At 63.2% G+C, this 23459-nt stretch carries 18 protein-coding genes and 1 tRNA gene; 11 read left to right on the top strand and 8 right to left on the bottom strand.

Translation table 11 applies throughout. The features are described 5' to 3' along the window. The first annotated feature begins 84 nt into the window (after positions 1-84). From cysD to M0639_RS19055, 4 genes are read left to right on the top strand one after another with little or no spacing between them, the layout of a single operon-like run. Complete coding sequence (gene cysD, locus M0639_RS19070; protein ID WP_003941285.1) at positions 85-1011, top strand: sulfate adenylyltransferase subunit CysD; 927 nt, start codon at positions 85-87, stop codon at positions 1009-1011. Then, positions 1011-2855, top strand: a complete 1845-nt coding sequence (cysC, locus tag M0639_RS19065) for an adenylyl-sulfate kinase (RefSeq protein ID WP_064075258.1) — start codon at positions 1011-1013, stop codon at positions 2853-2855. The genes cysD and cysC overlap by 1 nt, the downstream gene beginning before the upstream one ends. Beyond that, entirely contained in the window at positions 2852-4006 is a 1155-nt protein-coding gene (locus M0639_RS19060; protein ID WP_064075257.1) for a 3'(2'),5'-bisphosphate nucleotidase CysQ, read from the top strand. The genes cysC and M0639_RS19060 overlap by 4 nt, the downstream gene beginning before the upstream one ends. Further along, a complete protein-coding gene (locus tag M0639_RS19055; protein WP_064075256.1) occupies positions 4003-4374 on the top strand; it encodes a nuclear transport factor 2 family protein in 372 nt (123 codons plus the stop codon). Before M0639_RS19060 ends, M0639_RS19055 begins: the two co-directional genes overlap by 4 nt. Before the next feature lie 9 nt (positions 4375-4383). Here the strand turns inward: M0639_RS19055 and M0639_RS19050 are convergent, their stop codons facing one another. Both M0639_RS19050 and M0639_RS19045 read right to left on the bottom strand, forming a co-directional pair. Continuing rightward, a complete protein-coding gene (locus M0639_RS19050) occupies positions 4384-5535 on the bottom strand; it encodes a N(5)-(carboxyethyl)ornithine synthase (protein WP_003941354.1) in 1152 nt (383 codons plus the stop codon). A 233-nt stretch (positions 5536-5768) separates the two neighbouring features. Further along, entirely contained in the window at positions 5769-6146 is a 378-nt protein-coding gene (locus M0639_RS19045) for a MarR family winged helix-turn-helix transcriptional regulator (protein WP_003941367.1), read from the bottom strand. A gap of 85 nt (positions 6147-6231) precedes the next feature. Here M0639_RS19045 and M0639_RS19040 point away from each other — a divergent pair, with 85 nt between their 5' ends. Then, the gene (locus tag M0639_RS19040; RefSeq protein WP_064075255.1) at positions 6232-7761 is read left to right on the top strand and encodes an MFS transporter; all 1530 of its coding nucleotides are present in this window, start codon (positions 6232-6234) and stop codon (positions 7759-7761) included. Between the two features lie 73 nt (positions 7762-7834). On the opposite strand, the gene M0639_RS19035 is transcribed toward M0639_RS19040, so the two are convergent. The 4 genes from M0639_RS19035 to M0639_RS19020 form a co-directional block, all read right to left on the bottom strand. Further along, positions 7835-9727 (bottom strand): FAD-dependent monooxygenase, encoded by a 1893-nt coding sequence (locus M0639_RS19035; protein WP_064075254.1) that lies wholly within the window; start codon positions 9725-9727, stop codon positions 7835-7837. Positions 9728-9729: 2 nt separating this feature from the next. Then, on the bottom strand, positions 9730-11058 hold the full coding sequence (locus tag M0639_RS19030) for an MFS transporter (RefSeq protein ID WP_064075253.1): 1329 nt from the start codon (positions 11056-11058) through the stop codon (positions 9730-9732). A gap of 128 nt (positions 11059-11186) precedes the next feature. Further along, complete coding sequence (locus M0639_RS19025) at positions 11187-12113, bottom strand: LysR substrate-binding domain-containing protein (RefSeq protein ID WP_064075252.1); 927 nt, start codon at positions 12111-12113, stop codon at positions 11187-11189. Between the two features lie 89 nt (positions 12114-12202). Beyond that, positions 12203-12278, bottom strand: a tRNA-Arg gene (locus tag M0639_RS19020). Between the two features lie 243 nt (positions 12279-12521). On the opposite strand from M0639_RS19020, the gene M0639_RS19015 reads away from it, so the two are divergent. Next, a complete protein-coding gene (locus M0639_RS19015) occupies positions 12522-14891 on the top strand; it encodes a phosphoketolase family protein (protein ID WP_003941371.1) in 2370 nt (789 codons plus the stop codon). A gap of 55 nt (positions 14892-14946) precedes the next feature. Here M0639_RS19015 and M0639_RS19010 read toward each other — a convergent pair whose 3' ends face one another. After that, positions 14947-15666, bottom strand: coding sequence for a DUF305 domain-containing protein (locus tag M0639_RS19010; protein ID WP_030537330.1), 720 nt, complete (start codon positions 15664-15666; stop codon positions 14947-14949). Continuing rightward, entirely contained in the window at positions 15659-16486 is an 828-nt protein-coding gene (locus tag M0639_RS19005) for a thioredoxin-like domain-containing protein (protein WP_003941378.1), read from the bottom strand. The genes M0639_RS19010 and M0639_RS19005 overlap by 8 nt, the downstream gene beginning before the upstream one ends. A 216-nt stretch (positions 16487-16702) precedes the next feature. Here M0639_RS19005 and argS point away from each other — a divergent pair, with 216 nt between their 5' ends. The 5 genes from argS to thrB are packed head-to-tail and all read left to right on the top strand — an operon-like array spanning position 16703 to position 23151. Further along, positions 16703-18355: an arginine--tRNA ligase gene (gene argS, locus M0639_RS19000; protein ID WP_003941360.1), complete on the top strand. Its 1653-nt coding sequence runs from the start codon at positions 16703-16705 to the stop codon at positions 18353-18355. Further along, positions 18352-19773, top strand: a complete 1422-nt coding sequence (lysA, locus tag M0639_RS18995) for a diaminopimelate decarboxylase (RefSeq protein WP_064075251.1) — start codon at positions 18352-18354, stop codon at positions 19771-19773. The genes argS and lysA overlap by 4 nt, the downstream gene beginning before the upstream one ends. Beyond that, on the top strand, positions 19770-21083 hold the full coding sequence (locus M0639_RS18990) for a homoserine dehydrogenase (protein ID WP_007726192.1): 1314 nt from the start codon (positions 19770-19772) through the stop codon (positions 21081-21083). The genes lysA and M0639_RS18990 overlap by 4 nt, the downstream gene beginning before the upstream one ends. After that, on the top strand, positions 21080-22162 hold the full coding sequence (thrC, locus tag M0639_RS18985; RefSeq protein WP_003941280.1) for a threonine synthase: 1083 nt from the start codon (positions 21080-21082) through the stop codon (positions 22160-22162). Before M0639_RS18990 ends, thrC begins: the two co-directional genes overlap by 4 nt. A gap of 44 nt (positions 22163-22206) precedes the next feature. Further along, positions 22207-23151 carry a homoserine kinase gene (gene thrB, locus M0639_RS18980; protein WP_007726194.1) on the top strand — a complete coding sequence of 315 codons (945 nt, stop codon included), beginning with the start codon at positions 22207-22209 and terminating at the stop codon, positions 23149-23151. Positions 23152-23459 lie beyond the last annotated feature (308 nt).

The following is a 23459-nucleotide window of genomic DNA, read 5'->3' as shown; positions in this document are numbered from 1 at the left end:
AATTTAGAACCAGTCCGGTACATAAATGTACCGATGCGGAAATGGTGTTCCGCACGGAGTACGTGATGCTCAGGAGCGAAAGACATGGCAACACTCCAGACCCCGCCCGCCTACGAGTTGTCGCATCTGCGAGCACTCGAAGCGGAGGCGGTCCATATATTCCGCGAAGTCGCAGCGACTTTCGAAAAGCCGGTCCTCCTGTTCTCCGGAGGTAAGGATTCCGTCGTGATGCTGCACGTAGCGGCCAAGGCATTCTGGCCTGCCCCACTGCCGTTCGCTGTGATGCACGTCGACACCGGTCACAATTTCGACGAGGTGATCGAATTCCGCGACCAGACGGTCGATCGCTTCAACCTGCGTCTTGTCGTCTCCAGCGTGCAGGACGACATCGACGCCGGTCGCGTCATCGAGGACACCGGAGTCGGTTCCAGTCGCAATCGCCTGCAGACGCACGCGTTGCTGCGCGGAATTCGCGACAACAAGTTCGACGCCGTGTTCGGTGGTGCTCGCCGAGACGAGGAGAAGGCGCGCGCCAAAGAGAGGGTGTTCAGCTTCCGGGACGAGTTCGGGCAATGGGATCCGAAGGTGCAGCGACCTGAACTGTGGAACCTGTACAACGGCAAACACCGTAAGGGCGAACATATTCGGATCTTCCCGCTCTCGAACTGGACAGAGCTCGACATCTGGCAGTACATCGAGAGCGAGCAGATCGACCTCCCCGGCATCTACTACGCCCATCGTCGCGAGGTGGTTCCACGCGACGGAATGTTGTTGGCACGCACCCGTTTCCTCGAGCTTCGCGCCGGCGAAGAGTCCTACGAGGCGTTGGTGCGCTTCCGTACGGTCGGCGACGCAACGTGTACCGGATGTGTCGAATCGTCGGCCGAAACACCGGGCGCTGTCGTGGAAGAAGTTGCGGCGAGCCGTATCACGGAGCGTGGCGCAACCAGGGCTGATGACCGGATTTCCGAAGCTGGCATGGAAGATCGTAAGAAAGAGGGGTACTTCTGATGCCGCAACTGCTGAGAGTCGCTACAGCGGGCAGTGTCGACGACGGAAAATCGACACTCATCGGCCGGTTGCTCTACGACTCCAAGTCGATCTTCGAGGACCAACTCGAGGCCGTGGAACGGAGCAGTCGAGAACGCGGCGACGAGTACGCCAACCTCGCGCTACTGACCGACGGATTGCGCGCCGAGCGTGAACAGGGCATCACGATCGACGTGGCCCACCGGTATTTCGCGACCCCTCATCGGAAGTTCATCATTGCGGACACTCCCGGGCACGAGCAGTACACCCGCAACATGGTGACCGGCGCGTCGACGGCCGACCTTGCCCTGATCCTGGTGGATGCTCGCAAAGGGGTGCTCGAACAGACGCGGCGGCACGCCTTCTTGTCCACTCTCCTGGGGATACCCCACCTCGTGCTGTGTGTGAACAAAATGGACCTCGTGGGCTGGTCTCAGGAACGGTTCGAGGAGATCAAGGAAGAATTCCGACAGTTCGCGATCAAACTGGACGTCCACGACCTGACGTTCATTCCGGTCTCGGCGCTGTTGGGGGACAACATCGTTGCCCGGACCGAGAACATGTCCTGGTACGACGGGCCTTCTCTGCTGCACCATCTCGAGCAGGTGCACATCGCGTCGGATCGCAATTTGATCGACGCGCGTTTCCCGGTGCAGTACGTGATCCGTCCGCAGAAGCAGACCGACGCCGACCTCCACGATTTCCGTGGATACGCCGGAACGGTGGCCAGTGGCGTCTTCAAGCCCGGCGACGAAATCGTGGCTTTGCCTTCAGGATTCACCTCGACGGTGAAGGCAGTCCACGGGCCGGGCGGTGACGTGATCGACGAAGCGTTTGCGCCCTCGGCCGTATGCATCGAGCTGACCGACGACCTCGACGTCAGCCGCGGGGACCAATTGTGTCGGCTCAACAACCGGCCGCAGGTCGGGCAGGAAATCGATGCGATGGTCTGTTGGTTGACCGAACAGACAACTCTGTCGGAGAACAATCGCTACTCGTTGCTGCACACCACGCGCTCCACGAAAGCGCAGATCGTCAAGCTCGACTACCGGCTGGACGTCAATTCTCTGCACCGCGACGAGAAGGCAGAATCTCTGTCCCTCAACGAGATCGGCCGCATCTCGATCAAGACGCAGCAGCCGTTGATGTTCGATCCCTACCGCCGCAACCGCGTGACGGGCAGCTTCATTCTCGTGGACGAGACCACGGGCAATACCGTCGCCGCCGGAATGATCAACGGTCCGACGCTCAAGGAATCGCGCGTCGTCTGGCACAGTTCGGAGGTTTCTCGCGAGGAACGTGCGACTGCCGGCGCCACCGTGTGGCTCACCGGTCTCTCGGCCTCGGGTAAGTCGACGATCGCGGTGGAACTCGAACGCCGCTTGGTGGCCGCGGGTATCCCGGCGTACCGCCTCGACGGCGACAACCTCCGGCACGGATTGAACGCGGATCTGGGATTCAGTGGCGATGACCGCGCCGAGAACGTCCGCCGAGTCGGCTCGGTGGCGCAGTTGTTCGCTGATTCAGGTGCAGTGGCAGTGGCCTGCCTGATAAGCCCGTACCGCGAAGATCGTGATCGAGTGCGGGCGGCGCACGAGGCCGCCGGGCTGAAGTTCGTCGAGGTCTACGTCGACACCCCGATCGAGCAATGTGAAGCCCGAGACCCCAAGGGCATGTACGCCAAGGCCAGGGCCGGGGAAATCACGGGATTCACCGGAGTCGACGATCCCTACGAAGCTCCGACAAGTCCCGAGCTGGTGATCAGACCCGAAGACGGAACGCCTACCGAACTTGCGCTGCGAATTATGGAAGTGTTGGACCGGTGAGCGAATCCACACACAGCAGAATCGCCGACGAGGCACTCGCGGCGGAATTGGCGCAGGCCGCCGGTGCGATCCTCCTGGGGATCCGAGCCGAGGGTCTGGGTGTCGACGACGGTCGTGAACTGGGCCGCCGGGGCGACAAGGCCGCCGATTCCTACATCCTCGACCGGTTGGCTGCCGAGCGGCCGGGCGATGCCGTGCTCTCTGAGGAATCTGCCGACGATCGCAGTCGTCTGGATGCAGCTCGGGTCTGGATCATCGATCCGCTGGACGGCTCCAAGGAATACGGCTTGCCGAATCATGCGGATTGGGCAGTGCACGTGGCGCTTTGGGAGCGCGATAGCGGAATTACCGCAGCCGCGGTTGCTCAGCCGGCGCTCGGAGCGGTGTACTCCAGTGGCGACGAGGCAGCTTCGGTTGCCGCCAACTCGCCGCTCCGCGTAGTAGTCAGCGGATCGCGACCACCCGCATTCACCGAAGCGGTGGCAGCCGAACTCGGCGCCGACGTGGTGCACATGGGATCGGCCGGCGCCAAGGCGATGGCGGTGGTGCGCGGCGAGGTCGACGCGTACCTGCACGCCGGTGGGCAGTGGGAATGGGATTCGGCTGCGCCCGTCGGCGTCGCACAGGCGGCGGGACTGCATTGCAGCCGCATCGACGGTTCGCCGCTGCTCTACAACGAATCTCATCCGTACCTGCCGGATCTCGTGATCTGCCGACCGGAGTTGTCGGAGTCGATCCTGGGCGCAATTGCCAAGCACACCACGGAGTCTGCGGTCAGCGGACGCGTCGCCATGGCGCGTGAATACGTGAACGCATTGCTCACTCATGACGCAACGAAGGTCCGCTTCGCCGCCGACGCCTGGCGGGTCGAGAACGGTCAGCGAACCGGTGACAGCGGCGCCTTCATCAGCAACGAGCTCGAACAAGGCCAGCAATATCGCGGAATCGTGGCGATACGTGAACTCGCGCTGCGTGAGTGGGGCGACAGCGTCGTAGCCCGGTATCTGCTCGACCTCGGAACACCTGGCCAGGCACCGGCCGTCACGGTTTTCGTGACCGAGTACTTCGGGATACCGGCAGGCGAGATCGAAAGCATCCTGGCAATCATCGAACCCCACGAAGACGATTCGAAAGAGGCTGGCACACAATGACATCGGACAAACTGATCACCGATTTCTGCGCGCTGTGGGCGGCCGCCGATGTTGCAAAGATCGTCGACTACTTCACCGATGACGTCGTTTATCACAACATTCCGATGGAGCCCGTGGTCGGTCGCGAGGCCGTCCGGGCGTTCATCGAGCAGTTTGTCGGTGCCTTCGGCAACATCGACTTTCAGATCAAGCGTCAGGTCGCGGACGGCAACACCGTCATGAACGAGCGCATCGACGTCTTCACCATCAACGGCGCCGAGGTAGCGCTCCCGGTCATGGGGGTGTTCGAAGTCGAGGACGGAAAGATCAAAGCCTGGCGCGACTATTTCGACATGGCACCGATCAACGCGGCAGCCGGCCAGGCCTGATCGGGGCGCCTACTCCGCGATGACAGCGTGCGGGTAGTCCGCCGAACGGTGCTGGAAACGCGTAATGGCGGGATTCACGATGACGCCGTCACGGATTTCGATGGCGCGGTCGACGGTCTCGTCTGCCTTCCAGGCCGTCTCTCCTGCCATCACAGTGGGCAGGTAGGGAAGAAGTGATTCGCTGATCTCCCACGACGCGGAGTTCCACAGGTATGACGGACTGTGGTCGACACCGTAGTAGGTGATGTTGTCACCGACGATGAAGGTCGGCTCGGCAAACGAGGTGGGGCGAGCCCAACTGAAGCCCATGCCTTCGTCGCACGATACGTCCACGATGAGGCTGCCGGGTTGGAAGTCCATGAGATCTTCCTCGGTCAGGAACGTCAGTGGGGCGTCCGTGTTCTGCAGTACGCAGTTGACGACGATGTCGTGCTCGGCCAAGAAACCGGGCACCGGCACGCTGTGGTTGTCGAGCATGACGTGGCTGCCACGGACGTCACCGTTGTTGTTGTCGAACGAGACCATGCGCGCCGAGTGGATGGGGGAGCTGACGGCGGTGACTCCACGCTGGGTGAGGACGTCCACTTCGTGGATACCGTGCGCCTTGAGTGCTGTGACCGCGCCGCGTGCAGTGGCTCCGAAACCGATCACGGCAGCGGTGAGACGCCGGCCGTAGTCACCGGTGGAACCGATCAACTGCAGGGCGTGCAGTACCGAGCAATAACCGGCGAGCTCGTTGTTCTTGTGGAACACATGCAGATTGAACGATCCGTCGCTGTGCCAGAAGTTCATGGCCTCGAAGGCGATGAGAGTCAGTTTCTTGTCGATCGCGATCTGTGTCAGTTCGGTGTCCTGGACACAGTGCGGCCAGCCCCAGAGAACCTGACCTGATCGTAGCTCGGCGAGGTCACGCACCAACGGCTTCGGTAGCAGAACCACATCGGTTTCCGCCAAAATCTGCTTGCGCGTGCGGATTCCGGCAACGAGGCGCGAGAGGTAGTCGTCGGAGTAGCCGAAGGGGTGACCGTAGCCTTCTTCGAGGTAGATCCGAGAACGTAGTTCGGCATCGATGCGATCGAAATGCGCAGGATGGATCGGCAACCGGCGTTCTGCCGGTTTGCTCGACTGTCCGATGACTCCAAGGGTGCGTGCGTTGTTCAATTGTGTATCTCTCGATAGGAGCAGGTAGAGATGTCAGGCAGGAGCCTGAGGGACTAGCAGAAGCCGCAGGAACGCTGGCAGATTGCCTCGGCCAGGACCGCGTGAAAGCGTGCTGGCTGCGCTGCTGTCGATCGCCGACGGCAACAGAAAGGCGCGTCGGTATGTGCTCAGTCTAGTCCGGAACGGCCCTCACCCGGTGGCCGGGCGCTGTGTTGTGCTCCGCTGACGTGTGGCTACTGCTCGCGCAGGCGTGAATCCAGTACGGCCAGTTGAATTTTGCTGGCGTCCGCGTGTACCTGACGTCCTTTGTCGGTGACGTCGACGAAGACTCCGCGCCGGTCGGCCTCGCACAGTGCTCGCTGAACCAGTCCGGCCTTCTCGAGACGGGCCACGCTACGGGAGAGCGCGCTGGGACTCAGGTACATCTCCGAGGCAAGCTCCTGCATGCGTGGACGTTCGCACGTGGCGTCCATGAGTCGGTCGAGAGCCTCGAAGTCGCTCATGCTCAGCCCATGCGCCGACTGCATCTGGCGATCGAGTTCGCACGCGATGTCGTTGTAGCTGGTCGACAGCGAGCGCCAGGTGTTGCGCAATTCGGATTCCGACGTCACGACCGCATTCTAGTTGAAGACTCGATTACGTGCAATTGCATTAAATGCTTGTGCATTATGTGCATGTGCATCTATTCTCGCTGACGTGACTTGCACAGACTCGACACTCAAACCATTCGATTCGCCGGACGCCCCGGTTTCTACGGAATCCTCGGATCCGGCCACAGGGGAGGGCTGGTCCCTCAAGCTGTGGGGCATCCTCGCGGTGCTCTGCCTCGTGTTGTTCCTCGACGGTCTCGATGTGTCGATGGTGGGCGTCGCTCTTCCGTCCATCGGCAATGAACTGGGCCTGTCCACTACCTCGCTGCAGTGGATCATCAACGGCTACGTCCTCGGATTCGGCGGCCTGTTGCTACTCGGTGGACGTACCGCCGATCTTCTTGGGCGCAGGAAGGTCTTCCTGATCGCGCTGACCGTCTTCGCAATCGCCTCGCTGGTCGGTGGCCTTGTCGACAACGGAACACTGCTGATCGCATCACGATTCGTGAAGGGATTGGCTGCGGCCTTCACCGCTCCGACCGCAATGTCCATTCTCACCACGACGTTCAAGGAAGGTCCGGCCCGTAACCGTGCGCTGTCGGTGTTCTCCGTGTTCGGCGCCAGTGGTTACTCGTCCGGTCTGATCCTCGGTGGGCTGCTGACGAGTGCCGGTTGGCGATTCACGTTCCTGATGCCGGTTCCGTTTGCCGTCATCGCGCTGATCGGTGGGTACTTCCTCATTCCGCGGGACCGTCCCGCAGATACCGGGGGACACGATCTCGTCGGCGCCGTCACCCTGGTGACGGGAATGCTTCTCACGGTGTACACGATGGTTTCGGCTCCGACCCGTGGATGGGCACACCCGATGACGCTGGGTTCGTTCGCCGTCGCAGCCGTGCTTCTGGCGACGTTCTTCTTCGTGGAGAAGAAGGTGGCGCATCCGCTTGTGCGACTTGGGCTTCTGCGCGTCGGCACCATCGTTCGTGCAAATCTGGCCATCATCGCGCTCTTCGGTTCCTACCTGAGCTTCCAGTTCATGATGACGATCTTCCTGCAGTCGGCCCTCGGCTGGTCGCCCCTGAAGATGGCGATGGCACTGCTGCCCGCTGGCATCATCGTCGCATTCGGATCGCCGTTCGTCGGACGGCTGGTCGACCTGTACGGCAGTGCCAAGCTCATCATCGCGGCACTGACCTCGCTCAGCGTCGGGTACCTCTGGTTCCTCTTCGCGGGCAGCGATTCACCGTCGTACGTCGTGGCGATTCTGCCGAGCGTCATCCTGCTCGGACTCGGATTCGCGCTGGGGTACACCTCGATCATGGCCCAGGCCACCTCGGGTGTCGACGACTCGGAGCAAGGTTTGGCGTCCGGGCTGGTGAACACCTCCGCTCAGGTCGGTGCGGCGCTCGTGCTCGCTCTGACCACTGCCCTCGTAACCGCTGGATCGCACACCGCGTTCGGCGCCGGTACCGCCGGATTCGAGCAGTTCCATCCCGGACTGATCCTGGTCACCGGGGTCGCGCTGGTGGGCTTGGCGATCACCGTCTCGCCGCTGGTACGTGGAAGGTCGCAGCGGGGAAGATCCGTGCGTGAAATGCGCGCTGAGGAAGAAAAGGAATTGGCCGAGGTCAACTGAATACTCGCTTCATCCGCGAATGCGCTCGGCCGCGTAGGGGACAATCCTGCGCGGCCGAGTTGCTGTGTCTGAACTATCGCGTGGCAGATTTCAGGGCAGCGTCTTTCAGAGCAGCGTCTTTCAGTGCTAGGTCGAAGGTCGTCGACGTAGCTTGCGAACCGAGAATCAAGGCAAGGCGCACCAACATGGCTTCGCGGTCGGACGGATCAGCCTGATCCAGTGCATTCGACAGTGTCAACCAGACGTGTTCGCGGCGGCCCTCGTCGTCGATCACAGTCGTCGTGACGGACTGTTGCAAGTCGAAGTGCGTCGGCGCAGTGCCGGCGGTGAGGTGCTTGGCCACGTCGTTCAATTGCGTGGGATCGCTGATGCGGCACAGTGCCAGTCCGTCGGGCCGAATCACGAAGATCTCGCCGACACGTGCGCCGAGGGCAGATGCGAGATTGCCTTCGGCATCGGGAACCGTGGAGTCGGTAGTTCCCACGGTGATCACGCGTACGGTTTCCGGTGCAAGGGCCTGAGCAAGGATTTCGGCTTGCGTGTCGAGTTCGGATACCAGCTCAGCTGACAGTCCGAAAGCCAGCAGGCCGAATCCAGTACCGCGCAGACTGTTCAAGGAGGTAGATGAACCGTCCGCCGAGACCTGGACGACCCTGTCTTCCAACGGATCGCCGGGTAGTACGCCCTCGGCGCCCGCAGCTGTGGGCCATGTCAGCGGCGAGAGCCGGGCGTGCGTCGCACTCGACTGGCGCGGGTTGATGAGGTGCGCGAATTCGCTTCGCTTGGTGGCGATTTCGAGTACGGCATCGCGGGTGGTCCGGTAGCCGTGACTTCCCGGCGACATGATGAGCGTCGACTTGCCTGCGTTGTCGACGTTCTGCTGCCACGCGCTGCGACGTTCCTTCGAATACGCGTCGAGGATGGTGGAATCGGCAGCTCCGTTGATGACGGCGGCTAGTTGCCACACCAAGGTCTCGGCGTCTTCCATGCCCGAGTTCAGGCCGCGAACACCGAAGATCGGAACGAGATGCGCGGCGTCGCCGGCAAAAAGCACACGGCCGTGAGTGAAATCTTCCAGAGCGAGTGCGTGGGCGCGGTAGAAGCCGAACCATTCCAGGGTCCAGGGGATGTCGCTCTGGAGCCATTCGAGGTGACGCGTGATGCGGTCACGGATGCGATCTTCTTGCGTCTCCGCTTCCGGATCGTCCGAGGCGTCGAGCTGGTAGTCGATGCGCCAGATGTCCCGTGGTTGGCGATGCATGATGATCGTGGACCCCGGGTTGCTGGGTGCGTCGAACCACACCAGACGCTCGGCCGGGAGTTCCGATTCCCAATGAATGTCGGCAATGACGTAGTTGCCCTCGTAGCTGTTGCCCTGCAAGCGGATTCCGCTGAGTTCGCGCATCTTGCTGCGTCCACCATCGGCGGCAACGACCCACGCCGCGCGCAGTTCGCGGGTTCCGAACGCGGTGTCGACGGTCAGAGTCACCTCGTCGTCACCGACGGAGATGCCGGCGATCGACGACGACCAGTGGAAGTTCACCAGTGGGTAAGCGAGCAGCTTGTCGGTCATGATCTGCTCGAACTCGGATTGCGAGACGTTGACCATGGGTCCACGCGCGTCGTGCTCGGCGGATGCCATGCGGAACTGCAGTACTTCCTGATCGCGGTAGTAACTCCGACCACCCACCCACGGCAGAACGATGTCTTCGAGCTCGGCACCGAAGCCGAGGCGTTCGGCAACTTCGAGGCTGTGGCGTGACACGCAGATCGCGCGACTGCCGAACGAGACCTGATCGGCTGCTTCGAGAATCGTGACGGCAATGCCGCGCTGCGCCAAGCCCATGGCTACGCCCATGCCGACGGGGCCGGCTCCGACGATCACGACGGGAAGTGCGTCGGCCGAAGGCGCCAGGGAAGCGAAGTCCTCGGGTGCGTACTTCTTCGGATGAAAGTAGGTCGACATGGTCACGAGGCTTTCTGTGCGGCAGTGTTTTTCGGGATCAATTGAGGTTCCGGGAGCAGCAGGATGGAAACCAGGCTGATCACGGCAATGATCACGAAGTACACGGTGATGGCGAACGAGGTGTCGAAGGCGGCGTAGAGCGCGGTGGCGATCATCGGGGCCAGACCGCCGCCGAGGATTGCGCCGATCTGGTAGCCGAGTGGCGCTCCGCTGTAGCGGATGTGTGCGGGAAACAATTCGGCGAACAGTGCCGCTTGTGGGCCGGCGCAGCAGCCGAGCGTGAAGCCGAGGGCGATCATCGATACGAGCATCACCGGAACGATCGCTGTGTCGATCAGCGGAAAGAACACCGCTGCCGCCACTACCAGGGTGATCGAACTGCGGATGTAGACGGTCCGGCGTCCGAGAGTGTCCGACTTGTGAGCGCTGAAAGCCATTCCCGCCATCCAGAACGGGCAGGATGCGATGAGAAGGAAGAGCATCGTGGTCTTGCTGAAGCCGAGTTCGGTCTCGCCGTACTTGAGGACGTAGACCATGTACGCGTAGGCAATTCCGTTGGTGGCGATGAAGGTTCCACCGGCGAGGAGCACTGTCTTCCAGTGTCTGGTGAGAACCTCGAGAATCGGCATGGACTCCGCCGGTGCTTCGGACTTCGACGCGGTGAACTCGTCACTTTCCTCGAGGCCGAGTCGGATCCACATCGCAACGCCCACCAGAACTGCGCTGAGCAGGAACGGGATTCGCCATCCCCAGGAGTTGAATGCATCGTCGTCCATGAAGGCGGCGAGGGGGAGATAGACGAGATTGGCCACCAGTACGCCTGCGGGAACACCGATTTGTGGTGCGCTGCCGTACAGCCCCTTCCTGCCCTCCGGTGCGTTTTCGGTGGCGACCAGAACTGCGCCGCCCCACTCGCCGCCGACACCGAGTCCCTGAACGAATCGCAAGGTCACCAGGAGTATGGGGGCAAAGACGCCGATAGCGGCGTAGTTGGGTAGCAGCCCGATGGCAACGGTGGCGCAGCCCATCAGCATCAACGAGGTGACCAACATGGATTTGCGTCCGATGCGGTCGCCGAAGTGGCCCATCACGATTCCGCCGATGGGACGCGCGACGAATCCGACGGCGAGGGTGGCGAAGGCGGCGAGGGTGCCGGCCAGATCGGACGTGCCGGGGAAGAACTGCTTGCCGAGCACGAGTGCGGCGGCGGTGCCGTAGATGAAGAAGTCGTACCACTCGATGGCGGTGCCGACAAAGCTGCCGAGGGCGGCCTTACGCGCCTTGACCGTCGCGGCGGCGCGCGTTGCGGTCGGTGAGGCGATGGAGGTCATGAAGTGCCTTTCGAGATGAATGTGGCTTGAAGAAACAATGACGTGCGCCACAACAATTGAAAAGCGAAAGAATTGGAGGTTCTTGCACGGAAAATGCGTGGAACCAGCTCCGCTGCCTGGTAGCGGGACTATTGGACAGGTTCTGAGGGTGAAACGAATTCTATGAAAGCGCGTGCGACGCGGCTGAGGCGAGTGTTCTGGTGCCAAGCGAGAACTACGAGCACCGACGGCACGGCGGGGGAAGCGATGGTCTTGACGACCACCTCGAGCCCCTCGTACGTGACGTCGATCTTGGGCCGCTGGAGTAGCAGCGTCCAGCCGAGGCCACGGCCGACAAATGCCCTCGCCGTCTCGAAGTTCGCAGTTCTGTAGGCAACCTTCGGGGCGAATCCGCCTGCGCGACAGACGTCGAGCGCGTGTTTGGTGCTCGGCGGCGCGTCGAGGAGAACCATCGGGTGTTCCGCCAGGTCCGGAAGATGGATCGGTCGCTCGGACCGCGCGAGTGGGTGTTCTGCACCCAGGACGATCAAGGGTTCGCGGATGGCCAACGGAACTGTGCGCAATTGTGGAGACAGGTCCAGGTCGTAAGCGATTGCGAGGTCCAACTCGCCGTTCTCGAGATGTGTCTGGAGCCGATTCTGAGTGTCCTCGCGGAACTCCACCTGCGCGTCAGGATTCTCACGGGTGAACCCGGCGATCATCGACGGCAACACCGTCGGCCCCAGAGCGGGATAACAGCCGATCGCGATGGGCCCCGACACGCTTCCGCCGGTTCCGAGCGCATCGGATTCGAGTTCCCCGGCTTGCTGAAGTAGCGCCCGGGCGCGCACCAGAACGGATTCACCGGTGCGGGTCAGTTGAATGCCGAATGAGCGACGGCGAACGCACAGTTGAACTTTGAGCGCGCGTTCGAGTTCGGTGAGCGCCGCGGACAGGGCGGAAGGAGAGAGGTGCAGGCGCTCGGCCGCGGCACTGATCGTTCCGGTCTCGGCTACCGCGACAAACGCAGCAAGCTGACGCATCGTGTACGTGGGAGCAGGATCGATGCGAGGCATGAGATCGACAGTAGTCGGGTAGATTGCCCTGAATATTTTGGTGTGGCACCGTGAAGAGGTCGACGATCAATCGCTGACCTGCGTCTTCGTGGTGCCCCCGGCAGGATTCGAACCTGCGACCTTTCGCTCCGGAGGCGAACGCTCTATCCCCTGAGCTACGGGGGCGCACCGAACTTTCGGTGTGCCGATTGGGCTGCGTTAGCGTAGCGCATCACGGGGGGACAAGACCAAACCGGCACCCGTCTCGGCATGGCGTCCTCGCGTGAGGTAGTCGAGGATGCGGCCGGGGACCATGGTCGTCGAATCATCTGTACCGACTGACTCGGATGCTTTTTACGCCTAGGCTCGGCTCTGAGCACAGGCTCGGGCGGACTGCTCGGGCACCCTCGTGAGGTACGGGAGTCGTTGATGACCGATCACCACTATTCCGAAGACCAGCTCGCGCTCGACCTGAAGTGGTGGGCAGCGGCCAACTACCTGACCGTCGCGCAGATCTATCTGAAGGACAACACGCTTCTGCGGGAACCGTTGCGTGCCGAGCACATCAAGCCCCGACTGCTCGGGCACTGGGGGACCAGCCCCGGCTTGTCGATGATCTACACGCTCCTCAATCGGCACATCGTCGCCACCGGCGCAGACTGGCTTTACGTGACCGGTCCCGGGCACGGCGGTCCGGCGCTGGTCGCGTCGACGTATCTCGAGGGAACGTACTCGGAGATCTATCCGGAAGTCTCGGACGACGCCGAGGGCATCCACCGGATGTGTCGGCGATTCTCCGCTCCCGGCGGAGTGCCCAGCCATGTGAGTGTGCAGACACCCGGAAGCATCCACGAAGGCGGCGAGCTCGGCTACGCCCTTGCCCATGCGGCCGGCGCTGCCTTCGATCATCCGAACCTCGTGGTGGCCTGTGTGATCGGCGACGGCGAAGCGGAGACCGGGCCGTTGTCCGGCTCGTGGAAGCTCCCGGCGTTCCTGAATCCACGACGCGACGGCGCGGTGCTGCCGATCCTGCACGTGAACGGTGCCAAGATCGCCGGGCCGACGGTCTACGGACGCAGCAGCGACGAAGACATCCAGGCCTATCTTGGTGGACAGGGGTGGGCGCCGATCGTCGTCTCCGGTGACGACCCCGACGCGGTGTTTCCTCAGCTGTATCAAGCGATCTCGCAGGCGCACGAGAAGATCCGCGAGATGCAGGGTGCCGCACGCCGCGGAGAGGAGTGGACGGGTTCGTGGCCGGCAATCGTGTTGCGGACGCCGAAAGGATGGACCGGTCCACACACCGTCGACGGAATCTTGGTCGAGGGCACACATCGTGCGCACCAGGTGCCGTTGTCCGGCGTGCGAAGCAACGAATCACATCTGCGGCAACTCGAAGAGTGGATGCGGTCGTACCGTCCGGACGAGTTGTTCGACGCCAACGGATCACTCGTCGCGGAACTGGCGGCGCTGTCGCCGACGGGGGACAAGCGCATGGGGAGCACTCCCTACGCGAACGGTGGACGACTTCGCGTCGATCTCCCGATGCCGCCGCTCGAAAAGTATGCGCTTCCCATCCAATCCCCGGGTTCGACCTTCCACGAGACGACGCGAGTTCTCGGCGAGCTTCTGCGCGACATCTACGCCGCCACGGAAACCGAGGACAGCGGCGGGATCTTCCGACTCTTCTGTCCGGACGAGACGTCGAGCAATCGCCTCGGCGCCGTATTCGAGACAACCGATCGCTGCTGGCAACTGCCGATCACCGACTACGACGACGGGCTGTCCGCGGACGGTCGTGTCATGGAGGTCCTCAGCGAGCACCTCTGCGAGGGATGGCTCGAGGGCTATCTGCTGTCGGGCCGACACGGGATGTTCGCGAGCTACGAAGCATTTGCGATGGTGAGCGTGTCGATGCTCATCCAGCACGCCAAGTGGCTCCAACATGCCGTCGACCTGCCGTGGCGGGCGTCTGTTGCTTCGCTCAACGTGCTGTTGACCAGTACGTGCTGGCGCAACGACCACAACGGATTCAGTCATCAGGGCCCCGGCATGATCGACGCCGTTATTCCCTTGGCACCCAGTGTGATCCGCGTGTGGCTGCCGCCGGATTCCAACACGTTGCTCTCGATCTCGGATCACTGCCTGCGTAGTACCGACCACGTCAACCTGATAGTCGTGGACAAGCAACCGCACCTGCAGTACCTCACGCTCGAGCAAGCGCACGAGCACTGCGCGGCGGGCGCTTCGGTCTGGGAATGGGCCGGAACCGAGGCTCGCGGACAGGAACCGGACGTGGTCCTGGCCGCCGCGGGAGATGTGCCGACGCAGGAGATCCTGGCTGCTGCACAGTTGCTGCGCGATCACACACCCGAACTGATCACCCGCGTCGTCAACGTCGTCGATCTGATGGCCTTGCTGACGCCAACCGAGCATCCCCACGGATTCGGGGAGCGGGTCTTCCTCGATCTGTTCTCCGCGCAGACCGACGTCGTGTTCGCATTCCACGGATACTCGCGTGCCGTGCACGAACTGATTCACGGGCGTCCGAGTCCCGAGCGCTTCCACGTTCGCGGATTCAGTGAACAGGGAACAACCACAACACCGTTCGACATGGTCGTCCTCAACAAGATGAGCCGCTACCACCTGGTGATCGAGGCGCTACGACGCTCCAAGCGTCGGCCGGCCGGGGCGTCCGAGTTGGCGGAGTTCTGCCGCACACAACTCGAAAAGCACTCGCGTTACATCGTCGAGCACCTCGAAGACATGCCGGAAGTAGAAAACTGGACCTGGTCCTGAAATTCAGGACCAGGCCCAGTTGGGTCTGAACATTCTCGGCTCAGTTCAGTTCTGCTCAGTTCATGGGCAGTGGCACTGCGCCGCGAGCTGCCAACATGTCGGTCATCAGCTTGGACTCGCTCTGCTGCGTGTTGACCATCGTCTGCGCCAGGCTGCGCACCGGCCCCTCGGTGGCGTCGGCTGCTGCGTACTCCATCATCGGAAGCCCACCTTCGTGGTGACGAAGCATCAGCTGCAGGAACAAGGTGTCGAGTTGCAGACCTTCCGCTGCGCGGAGAGCCGCAAGGTCCTCGGGGGACGCCATGCCGGGCATGGTGTCGACCGGCCCGGAATGACTCATGTCCATCGTGGCCGAAGTCCCGTGCGATCCATGGCCGGAGCCCGAATCCGACGACATCCACTCCATGTACGGGCCCACCTTGGACAGCGGCTGATCCCACATGGTCAGCCACGCCTGCATCTGACCGAGCTGGTTCTGCTGCGTGGTCAAGATGTCGAACGCCAGCGTGCGTACGTCGTTGTCCGTGGACTTCGTCAGGGCGATGGACGCCATGTCGACGGCCTGGCTGTGATGCACGCTCATGTCCTGCGCGAAGCCCACGTCCACCGAATCCGAAGCCGGAACGGTCAGTGACGACTTCGCATCGGGTCCGAGGAGGTTGGTCAGTGCGCCGAGCGCAAAACCGACGGCGATCGCGCCGATCAGACCGATGATCAGCAGTGCGGTGCGCTGACTCGGCTTCGAAGACTGATCGGTGTTCGTCGAACTATCCACCGGCGGGAATCTGTTCGTCGGTGGCCGGGGTAGCGCCCGTGCCGTCCATCTGGATGGCGTCGGCGCCCGGAGGTGTCGGATCGAACGGCGACGTCGACGGAGTGAACAGCGGGTTGGTGCAGCTCGCGCCGACCTCGGGGTAGACGTTCGGGTTCTGGTTCAGCGCAGTGATGAACTGATCGATGCGATCGTCGTCGGCCTTGTCGATCTCGAGGCGATGGCCCCACGACTGCAGAGAAATGGGGCTGCTCTGACCCGGGTACGGCGACATCAGCATGTAGGACTTGCCGTTCACGCGTCCGGCGAGACTGTCGATCTGGTCCTGGTCGACGAGATCGGGGTTGTACGTGATCCAGATGGCGCCGTGCTCGAGCGAGTGGACGGCGTTCTCGGTGCGAATCGGGTCGGCGTACACGGTTCCGGTGCAGTTAGCCCAGGTGGCGTCGTGCGGGCCACCGAACGGCGGGGTCTGGTCGTACGCCACGCGCTGAGTGGAATCGACGTGCTGGCCGGCCGGGTACTCGATCTTGAGGACGCCGTCGATCTTGTCGGACGGATCCTTGTTCTCGGAGCTGTACTTGTACGGCTCGAGGGCCTGCCGCTCCTCGACCTTGGGCCACAGATTGATACCGAGCACGGCGATGAGTGCGAGCACAGCCACACCGGCGCCGATCGACAGCCAGGGGATCTGGCGGGGAGCGGGGACGCCGCCCTTGCCCTTCTTGGCCGGCCGACTGTTCTTGTTGGCGGCCTTGATGGCCTTGGCTGATTTGGCCCCGGAGTTCTTGTTGGGACCGCGACTATCGGAACCGCTTGGCATCGATTGGGCTCTTTCGGTGTGTGGGCTTGAGGTGTGGCGCGCCCGCGCATGAAGGTACGCGGTGGTAGCTCGGGCATTACCACTGTACTTTCCGAGTCTGAGGGCAAACTTTGAGAGTGGCGTGCGACACGCCACAGCGGCCCCGCGCACGTTCACGGAGAGCGAGGCGTGAGGCGAGTCTCCACTTCCGGTGTGCAGGCAATAGGATGAATACCTGTGACTCCAGCTGACCTTGCCGAACTGCTCCGCGGAACCGCAGCGAGCGTCCTTGCCGATCGTGGCCTCGACGTATCCGTGCTACCCGAAACCCTCACCGTCGAGCGACCACGCAACCCCGAGCACGGCGATTACGCCACCAACATTGCCATGCAGGTAGCCAAGAAGGTCGGCACGAATCCCCGCGAGCTGGCGGGCTGGATCGCCGAAGCCCTCACCGCTGCCGACGGAATCGAATCCGCCGAGATCGCCGGGCCCGGCTTCCTCAACATTCGGTTGGACAAGGACGCCCAGGGCGCGATCGTCGTGTCGGTTCTCGAAGCCGGTGCGTCGTACGGCTCGGGTGACTCCCTCGCCGGCAAGAAGATCAACCTCGAATTCGTCTCCGCCAACCCCACCGGACCGATTCACCTCGGTGGAACCCGTTGGGCCGCAGTCGGAGACGCGCTCGGACGCATTCTGTCCGCGCAGGGTGGTTTGGTAACACGTGAGTACTACTTCAACGATCACGGTGCCCAGATCGACCGCTTCTCGCGTTCGCTGATCGCTGCAGCGAAGGGTGAACCTGCTCCCGAAGACGGTTACGCCGGCGCGTACATCGCCGACATCGCCGCCTCGGTTCTGAAGCAGCGTCCCGACGTCATGGATCTGCCTGCCGACGAGCAGCAGGAAACCTTCCGCGCCATCGGCGTCGAATTGATGTTCACGCACATCAAGCAGACCCTGCACGACTTCGGCGTCGACTTCGACGTCTACTTCCACGAGAACTCGCTCTTCGAATCCGGTGCGGTCGAGAAGGCCGTCGAATCCCTCAAGGGTTCGGGCAACCTCTTCCACGAAGACGGTGCGTGGTGGCTCAAGAGCACCGACTACGGCGACGACAAGGACCGCGTCGTCATCAAGAGCGATGGCAACGCCGCCTACATCGCCGGTGACATCGCCTACTTCCAGAACAAGCGCGCCCGTGGGTTCGACCTCTGTATCTACATGCTCGGCGCCGACCATCACGGTTACATCGGCCGTCTCAAGGCTGCCGCTGCCGCATTCGGCGACGATCCGGACACCGTCGAGGTGCTGATCGGCCAGATGGTCAACCTCGTCAAGGACGGCACTGCCGTCAAGATGAGCAAGCGTGCAGGCACCGTCATCACCCTCGACGACCTGGTCGAGGCAATCGGCGTCGACGCCTCGCGTTACGTCATGATCCGCTCGTCGGTCGACTCGAGCATCGACATCGACCTCGACCTGTGGACCAAGACCAGCAGCGAGAACCCCGTCTACTACGTGCAGTACGCGCACGCACGCCTCTCGGCGATCGCTCGCAACGCCGCAGACCTCGGTCTGTCCGCCGACGCGAGCAACCTCGCCCTGCTCACCGTCGAGCAGGAGGGTGACCTCATCCGCACGATCGGCGAGTACCCACGCGTCGTGTCGAGCGCGGCGAATCTGCGTGAGCCGCACCGTATTGCCCGCTACCTCGAAGAACTCGCGGGTGCGTACCACCGCTTCTACGGCGCGTGCCGCATCCTTCCGCAAGGCGACGAAGACGCCACCGACGTGCACCGCGCGCGTCTGGCTCTCTGCGCCGCCACCCGACAGGTCCTGGCCAACGGTCTCGAACTGCTCGGCGTCACCGCACCGGAGCAAATGTGAACGCGCACCCCGCCGGCCCCAAGCACGCCGAGCAGTTGCAGGCCCCCGGCTTGCCCGACCGTCCGACCAGCCCCGAAGCCTTCGGCGAACTCTCACCGCAGGTGTGGCCGCGCAACGCTTCTCGTGGCGACGACGGTGAAGTGACCCTCGCGGGTGTCAAGGTCGGTGAACTTGCCGAGAAGTACGGCACCCCGCTGTTCGTCATCGACGAGGACGACTTCCGCTCGCGCTGCCGTGACATGGCCCGCGCCTTCGGCCCGGATGCCAAGGTGCACTACGCATCCAAGGCATTCCTCTGTGGCGAGATCGCACGCTGGGTCGCCGACGAAGGCCTCTCGCTCGACGTCTGCTCCGGCGGCGAACTGGCGATCGCGTTGCACGCGGACTTCCCGGCCGAGCGAATTGCCATGCACGGCAACAACAAGTCAGCCGCCGAACTGGCCGCTGGTGTCGCCGCGGGCGTCGGACACGTCGTGCTCGACTCGGCGATCGAGATCGACCGACTCGATCGTGTCGCCGGTGAGGCCGGTGTCGTTCAGGACGTGTTGATCCGACTGACCGTCGGCGTCGAAGCACATACCCATGAATTCATCTCCACCGCACACGAGGACCAGAAGTTCGGTTTCTCGCTGGCCGGGGGAGCGGCGATCGACGCGGTCCGTCGCGTCTTCGCTGCCGACAACTTGCGCCTGGTCGGCCTGCACAGCCACATCGGTTCGCAGATCTTCGACGTCGACGGTTTCGAGGTGGCAGCGCACCGCGTGATCGGTTTGCTCCGCGACGTCGTCACCGAGTTCGGCGTCGAGAAGACCAAGCAGATTTCGATCATCGACCTCGGCGGCGGAATGGGGATCTCGTACATTCCGTCCGACGACCCGCCGCCCGTCGACGAACTGGCAGCAAAGCTCGGCCACATCGTGCGCAACGAGTCCGCACTGGCCGGATTGCCGGAGCCGACGCTTGCCGTCGAACCCGGCCGCGCCATCGCCGGACCTGGCACGGTGACGCTCTACGAGGTCGGCACCATCAAGGACGTCACGGTGGGTAGCTCGCTGACACGCCGCTACATCAGCGTCGACGGCGGGATGAGCGACAACATCCGCACATCCCTCTACGGTGCGGAGTACGAAGCCAAGTTGGTTTCGCGAACTTCCGAGGCTGATCCCGTCGTTGCACGTATCGTCGGTAAGCACTGCGAGTCCGGTGACGTGGTCATTCGGGACACCTGGATGCCCGAGGACGTCGGGCCCGGTGATTTACTAGCGGTAGCAGCGACCGGTGCATACTGCTATTCGATGTCGAGCAGGTACAACCTGCTCACCCGCCCAGCCGTGGTGGCGGTGCGTGACGGAGTCTCACGCGTGATTCTGCGGAGGGAAACAGTGGAAGATCTGCTCAGCTTGGAGGTATCGCAGTGACGAGCGAATCGGCGCATCGCGCTATCGGTGTGGCCGTTCTCGGCCTCGGCAACGTCGGGAGCGAGGTCGTCCGGATCATTCGTGAGCAGGCCGAGGAACTCGAAGCTCGCGTCGGCGCCCCGTTGGAACTGCGGGGGGTTGCCGTCCGCCGTATCGGCTCGGACCGCGGAATTCCCGAGGAACTGCAGACGACGGACGCCGAGTCCCTGGTCGGTCGTGACGACGTCGACATCGTGGTCGAGGTGATCGGCGGAATCGAGCTCCCTCGCAAGCTGATTCTCTCTTCCCTCAACTCCGGCAAGTCGGTCGTGACCGCCAACAAGGCGCTGCTCGCGGACCACACCGGTGAATTGGCGGAGGCTGCAGAGGCCAACTCTGTCGACCTGTACTTCGAGGCCGCTGTTGCCGGCGCGATCCCCGTGATCCGCCCGCTCACACAGTCGTTGGCCGGAGACCGTGTCAACAAGGTCGCCGGAATCGTGAACGGCACCACCAACTTCATCCTCTCCGCGATGGACGAGACCGGCGCCGACTACGAGGAGACCCTCGCCGAAGCCGGACGCCTCGGATACGCGGAAGCCGACCCGACCGCGGACGTCGAAGGCTACGACGCCGCAGCGAAGGCAGCGATCCTCGCGTCGATCGCATTCCACACCCGCGTCACTGCCGCGGACGTGTACCGCGAAGGAATCTCCACGATCACCTCCGCCGACCTGGCGTCGGCGAAGGCACTCGACTGCACGATCAAGTTGCTCTCGATCTGCGAGCGCATCGTCACGCCCAAGGGCAAGGAGCGGATTTCCGCTCGCGTGTACCCGGCGCTGGTTCCGCTCAGCCATCCGCTGGCCTCGGTCAACGGCGCGTTCAACGCCGTTGTCGTGGAAGCAGAGAACGCCGGCCGGCTCATGTTCTACGGCCAGGGCGCAGGCGGCGCCCCCACCGCTTCCGCGGTGATGGGTGACCTGGTGATGGCTGCGCGCAACAAGGTTCACGGCGGCCGCGGTCCCCGCGAGTCCAAGTACGCCAAGCTCAAGGTCGCCCCGATGGGCGACATCCTCACGCGCTACTACGTGAACATGGAGGTCGCGGACAAGGAAGGTGTGCTGTCCGCAGTCGCCGCCGAGTTCGCCAAGCACGGCGTGAGCATCTCCGTCGTCCGCCAGGAGGGCGCCGGCGCCGGCGCGCGTCTGGTGGTCGTCACTCATGTAGCAACCGACGCGGCTCTCTCCGAGACCGTGGCGGCCCTCAACGAACTCGAATTCGTCACCGCTGTGACCAGCGTGCTGCGACTGGAAGGCACTGAACAATGACCGGCATCGTCAACCCCGTCCACAAGGCATGGCCGGGTCTCATCGAGGCATACCGGGACCGTCTCGCGATCGGTGACAACTGGAAGACCGTCACCCTGCGCGAAGGCGGCACCCCGCTCCTGCCGGCCGGCCACCTCTCCGAGATCACCGGCTGCGACGTCTACCTCAAGGTCGAGGGCCTCAACCCCACCGGTTCCTTCAAGGACCGCGGCATGACGATGGCCGTCACCGACGCCTTGGCCCGTGGCCAGCGCGCAGTGCTGTGCGCGTCCACCGGCAACACCTCCGCCTCGGCCGCTGCGTATGCAGCCAAGGCCGGCATGACCTGCGCCGTGCTCATCCCGCAGGGCAAGATCGCCATGGGCAAGCTTGCGCAGGCAGTCATGCACGGCGCCAAGATCATTCAGGTCCAGGGCAACTTCGACGACTGCCTCGAGCTGGCACGCAAGACCACGGCCGAATTCCCCACCATCGGTCTCGTCAACTCGGTCAACCCGGTGCGGATCGAAGGCCAGAAGACCGCGGCATTCGAGATCATGGACGTCCTCGGCAAGGCTCCCGACGTGCACGCACTCCCGGTCGGAAACGCCGGTAACATCACCGCGTACTGGCGCGGATACTCCGAGTACTACGCGGACGGTCTGACCACGGTCAAGCCCCGCATGCTCGGCGTCCAGGCAGCCGGAGCGGCTCCGCTGGTCAACGGTGCACCCGTCAAGGATCCCGAAACCATCGCCACCGCAATCCGAATCGGTTCTCCCGCTTCCTGGAACGGCGCTGTCGCCGCGAAGGAAGAGTCGAACGGTGCATTCCGTGCCGCCACCGACGAGAAGATCCTCGAGGCTTACCGTCTGATCGCCGCCACCGAGGGCGTCTTCGTCGAACCGGCGTCGGCAGCCAGCGTCGCCGGCCTGCTCGCCGCACGTGCAGAGGGCTGGCTCGAGCCGGGCCTGACCGTCGTGTGCACGGTGACCGGTAACGGTCTCAAGGATCCTGACACGGCTTTGAAGGGTATGCCGAACGTCGAGCCGATCGGTGTCGATCCCGTTGCCGTCGCGGCTGCCCTCGAGCTTGCATAGTGTCCGTGGATTCATCGACCACTCCGCGGAATCCGGTGTCTGACATGACTATAACCCTGCCTATCGGCCTTTCGGTGACTGCTCGCGTCCCGGCCTCGAGTGCAAACTTGGGGCCGGGGTTCGACACCCTCGGTCTGGCCTTGGGGTTGTACGACGAAATCGTGGTCACCACAACGGATTCAGGCCTTCAGATCCGCGTCGAAGGTGAAGGCGCTGCCGACGTGCCCTGGGGTCCTTCGCATCTCGTGGTCCGCGCCATCGAGCGTGGTCTCGAGGCGGCCGGAGTGTGGGCCAGTGGCCTGGACGTGTTGTGCCGCAACGCGATTCCACATTCGCGCGGGTTGGGATCCTCGGCTTCCGCGGCTGTCGGTGGATTGGCAGCAGCCAACGGTCTGGCGCGCGCTCTCGATGCCGAGATCGGCTTGACGGAAGAGCAGTTGGTTCAACTCTCGTCCGAGTTCGAAGGTCACCCGGACAACGCGTCTGCCAGTGTTCTCGGTGGCGCAGTCGTCTCGTGGAGTTGCCCACCGGCCGTCGAAGGCGACGAGCCGATCTACTCCGCGGCGAAACTCGACGTCCATCCCGACATCCGTGCTGTGGCACTGGTTCCCGAGGAGCGGTCGTCCACCGCGCACACTCGCGGGCTCCTGCCCGAATTGGTTCCGCACCAGGATGCCTCGTTCAACGCGAGCCGCAGCGCGCTCGCCGTCGTTGCGCTCACTGCTCGGCCCGATCTGTTGATGGCGGCCACCGAGGATCGCCTGCATCAGGCACAGCGCGCACCCGCGCTTCCGCTCACGACGCGATGGATCGGGATCCTGCGCGAGGCGGGTATTGCTGCGACCGTTTCGGGAGCCGGCCCCACCGTGTTGGCGCTCAGCACAGAACCTTTCCCCGTCGAACTCGCGGAAGCGGCGCGGGCAGACGGACTACGTGTGCTCGAATTGGACATCGCCGACGGCGTCGAAGTATCCACGACGACGGTCTGATCCCTGCCTTGGTCCTGGTGATCGCCCACTACCGATCGGTAGTGAACTGACACACCCAGTCATCCAAATTCTTGCCGGACTCAGGTTTGGGCGCTATCCTGGGCTATGTCCGTACATCGTGCGCGTCAGTCGCCGGTGCATCACCAGGGGGCAAAACTCCTTCCCAATCGGGGTCCACAGTCCTTGGCATGATTCTCGCAGGCATGATCCTCACGCTTGTACCTTCTCCGAAGGTTTGAATCCTCCGCGGATCGAACACTCAGAGGTTCCATCACTCTGGGGTTCAACACACGGGGGAGTGAATCGTC

Source organism: Rhodococcus qingshengii JCM 15477, from assembly GCF_023221595.1.
Taxonomy (GTDB): domain Bacteria; phylum Actinomycetota; class Actinomycetes; order Mycobacteriales; family Mycobacteriaceae; genus Rhodococcus_F; species Rhodococcus_F qingshengii.
This window is presented reverse-complemented; position numbering and strand designations above follow the sequence as displayed.

Bases quoted from the DNA above. Each gene is read 5' to 3' on its own strand.
- cysD (WP_003941285.1), top strand. From the start codon at position 85: ATGGCAACACTCCAGACCCCGCCCGCCTACGAGTTGTCGCATCTGCGA.
- cysC (WP_064075258.1), top strand. From the start codon at position 1,011: ATGCCGCAACTGCTGAGAGTCGCTACAGCGGGCAGTGTCGACGACGGA.
- M0639_RS19055 (WP_064075256.1), top strand. From the start codon at position 4,003: ATGACATCGGACAAACTGATCACCGATTTCTGCGCGCTGTGGGCGGCC.
- M0639_RS19035 (WP_064075254.1), bottom strand. From the start codon at position 9,727: ATGTCGACCTACTTTCATCCGAAGAAGTACGCACCCGAGGACTTCGCT.
- M0639_RS19030 (WP_064075253.1), bottom strand. From the start codon at position 11,058: ATGACCTCCATCGCCTCACCGACCGCAACGCGCGCCGCCGCGACGGTC.
- M0639_RS19025 (WP_064075252.1), bottom strand. From the start codon at position 12,113: ATGCCTCGCATCGATCCTGCTCCCACGTACACGATGCGTCAGCTTGCT.
- M0639_RS19015 (WP_003941371.1), top strand. From the start codon at position 12,522: ATGACCGATCACCACTATTCCGAAGACCAGCTCGCGCTCGACCTGAAG.
- M0639_RS19005 (WP_003941378.1), bottom strand. From the start codon at position 16,486: ATGCCAAGCGGTTCCGATAGTCGCGGTCCCAACAAGAACTCCGGGGCC.
- thrC (WP_003941280.1), top strand. From the start codon at position 21,080: ATGACCGGCATCGTCAACCCCGTCCACAAGGCATGGCCGGGTCTCATC.
- thrB (WP_007726194.1), top strand. From the start codon at position 22,207: ATGACTATAACCCTGCCTATCGGCCTTTCGGTGACTGCTCGCGTCCCG.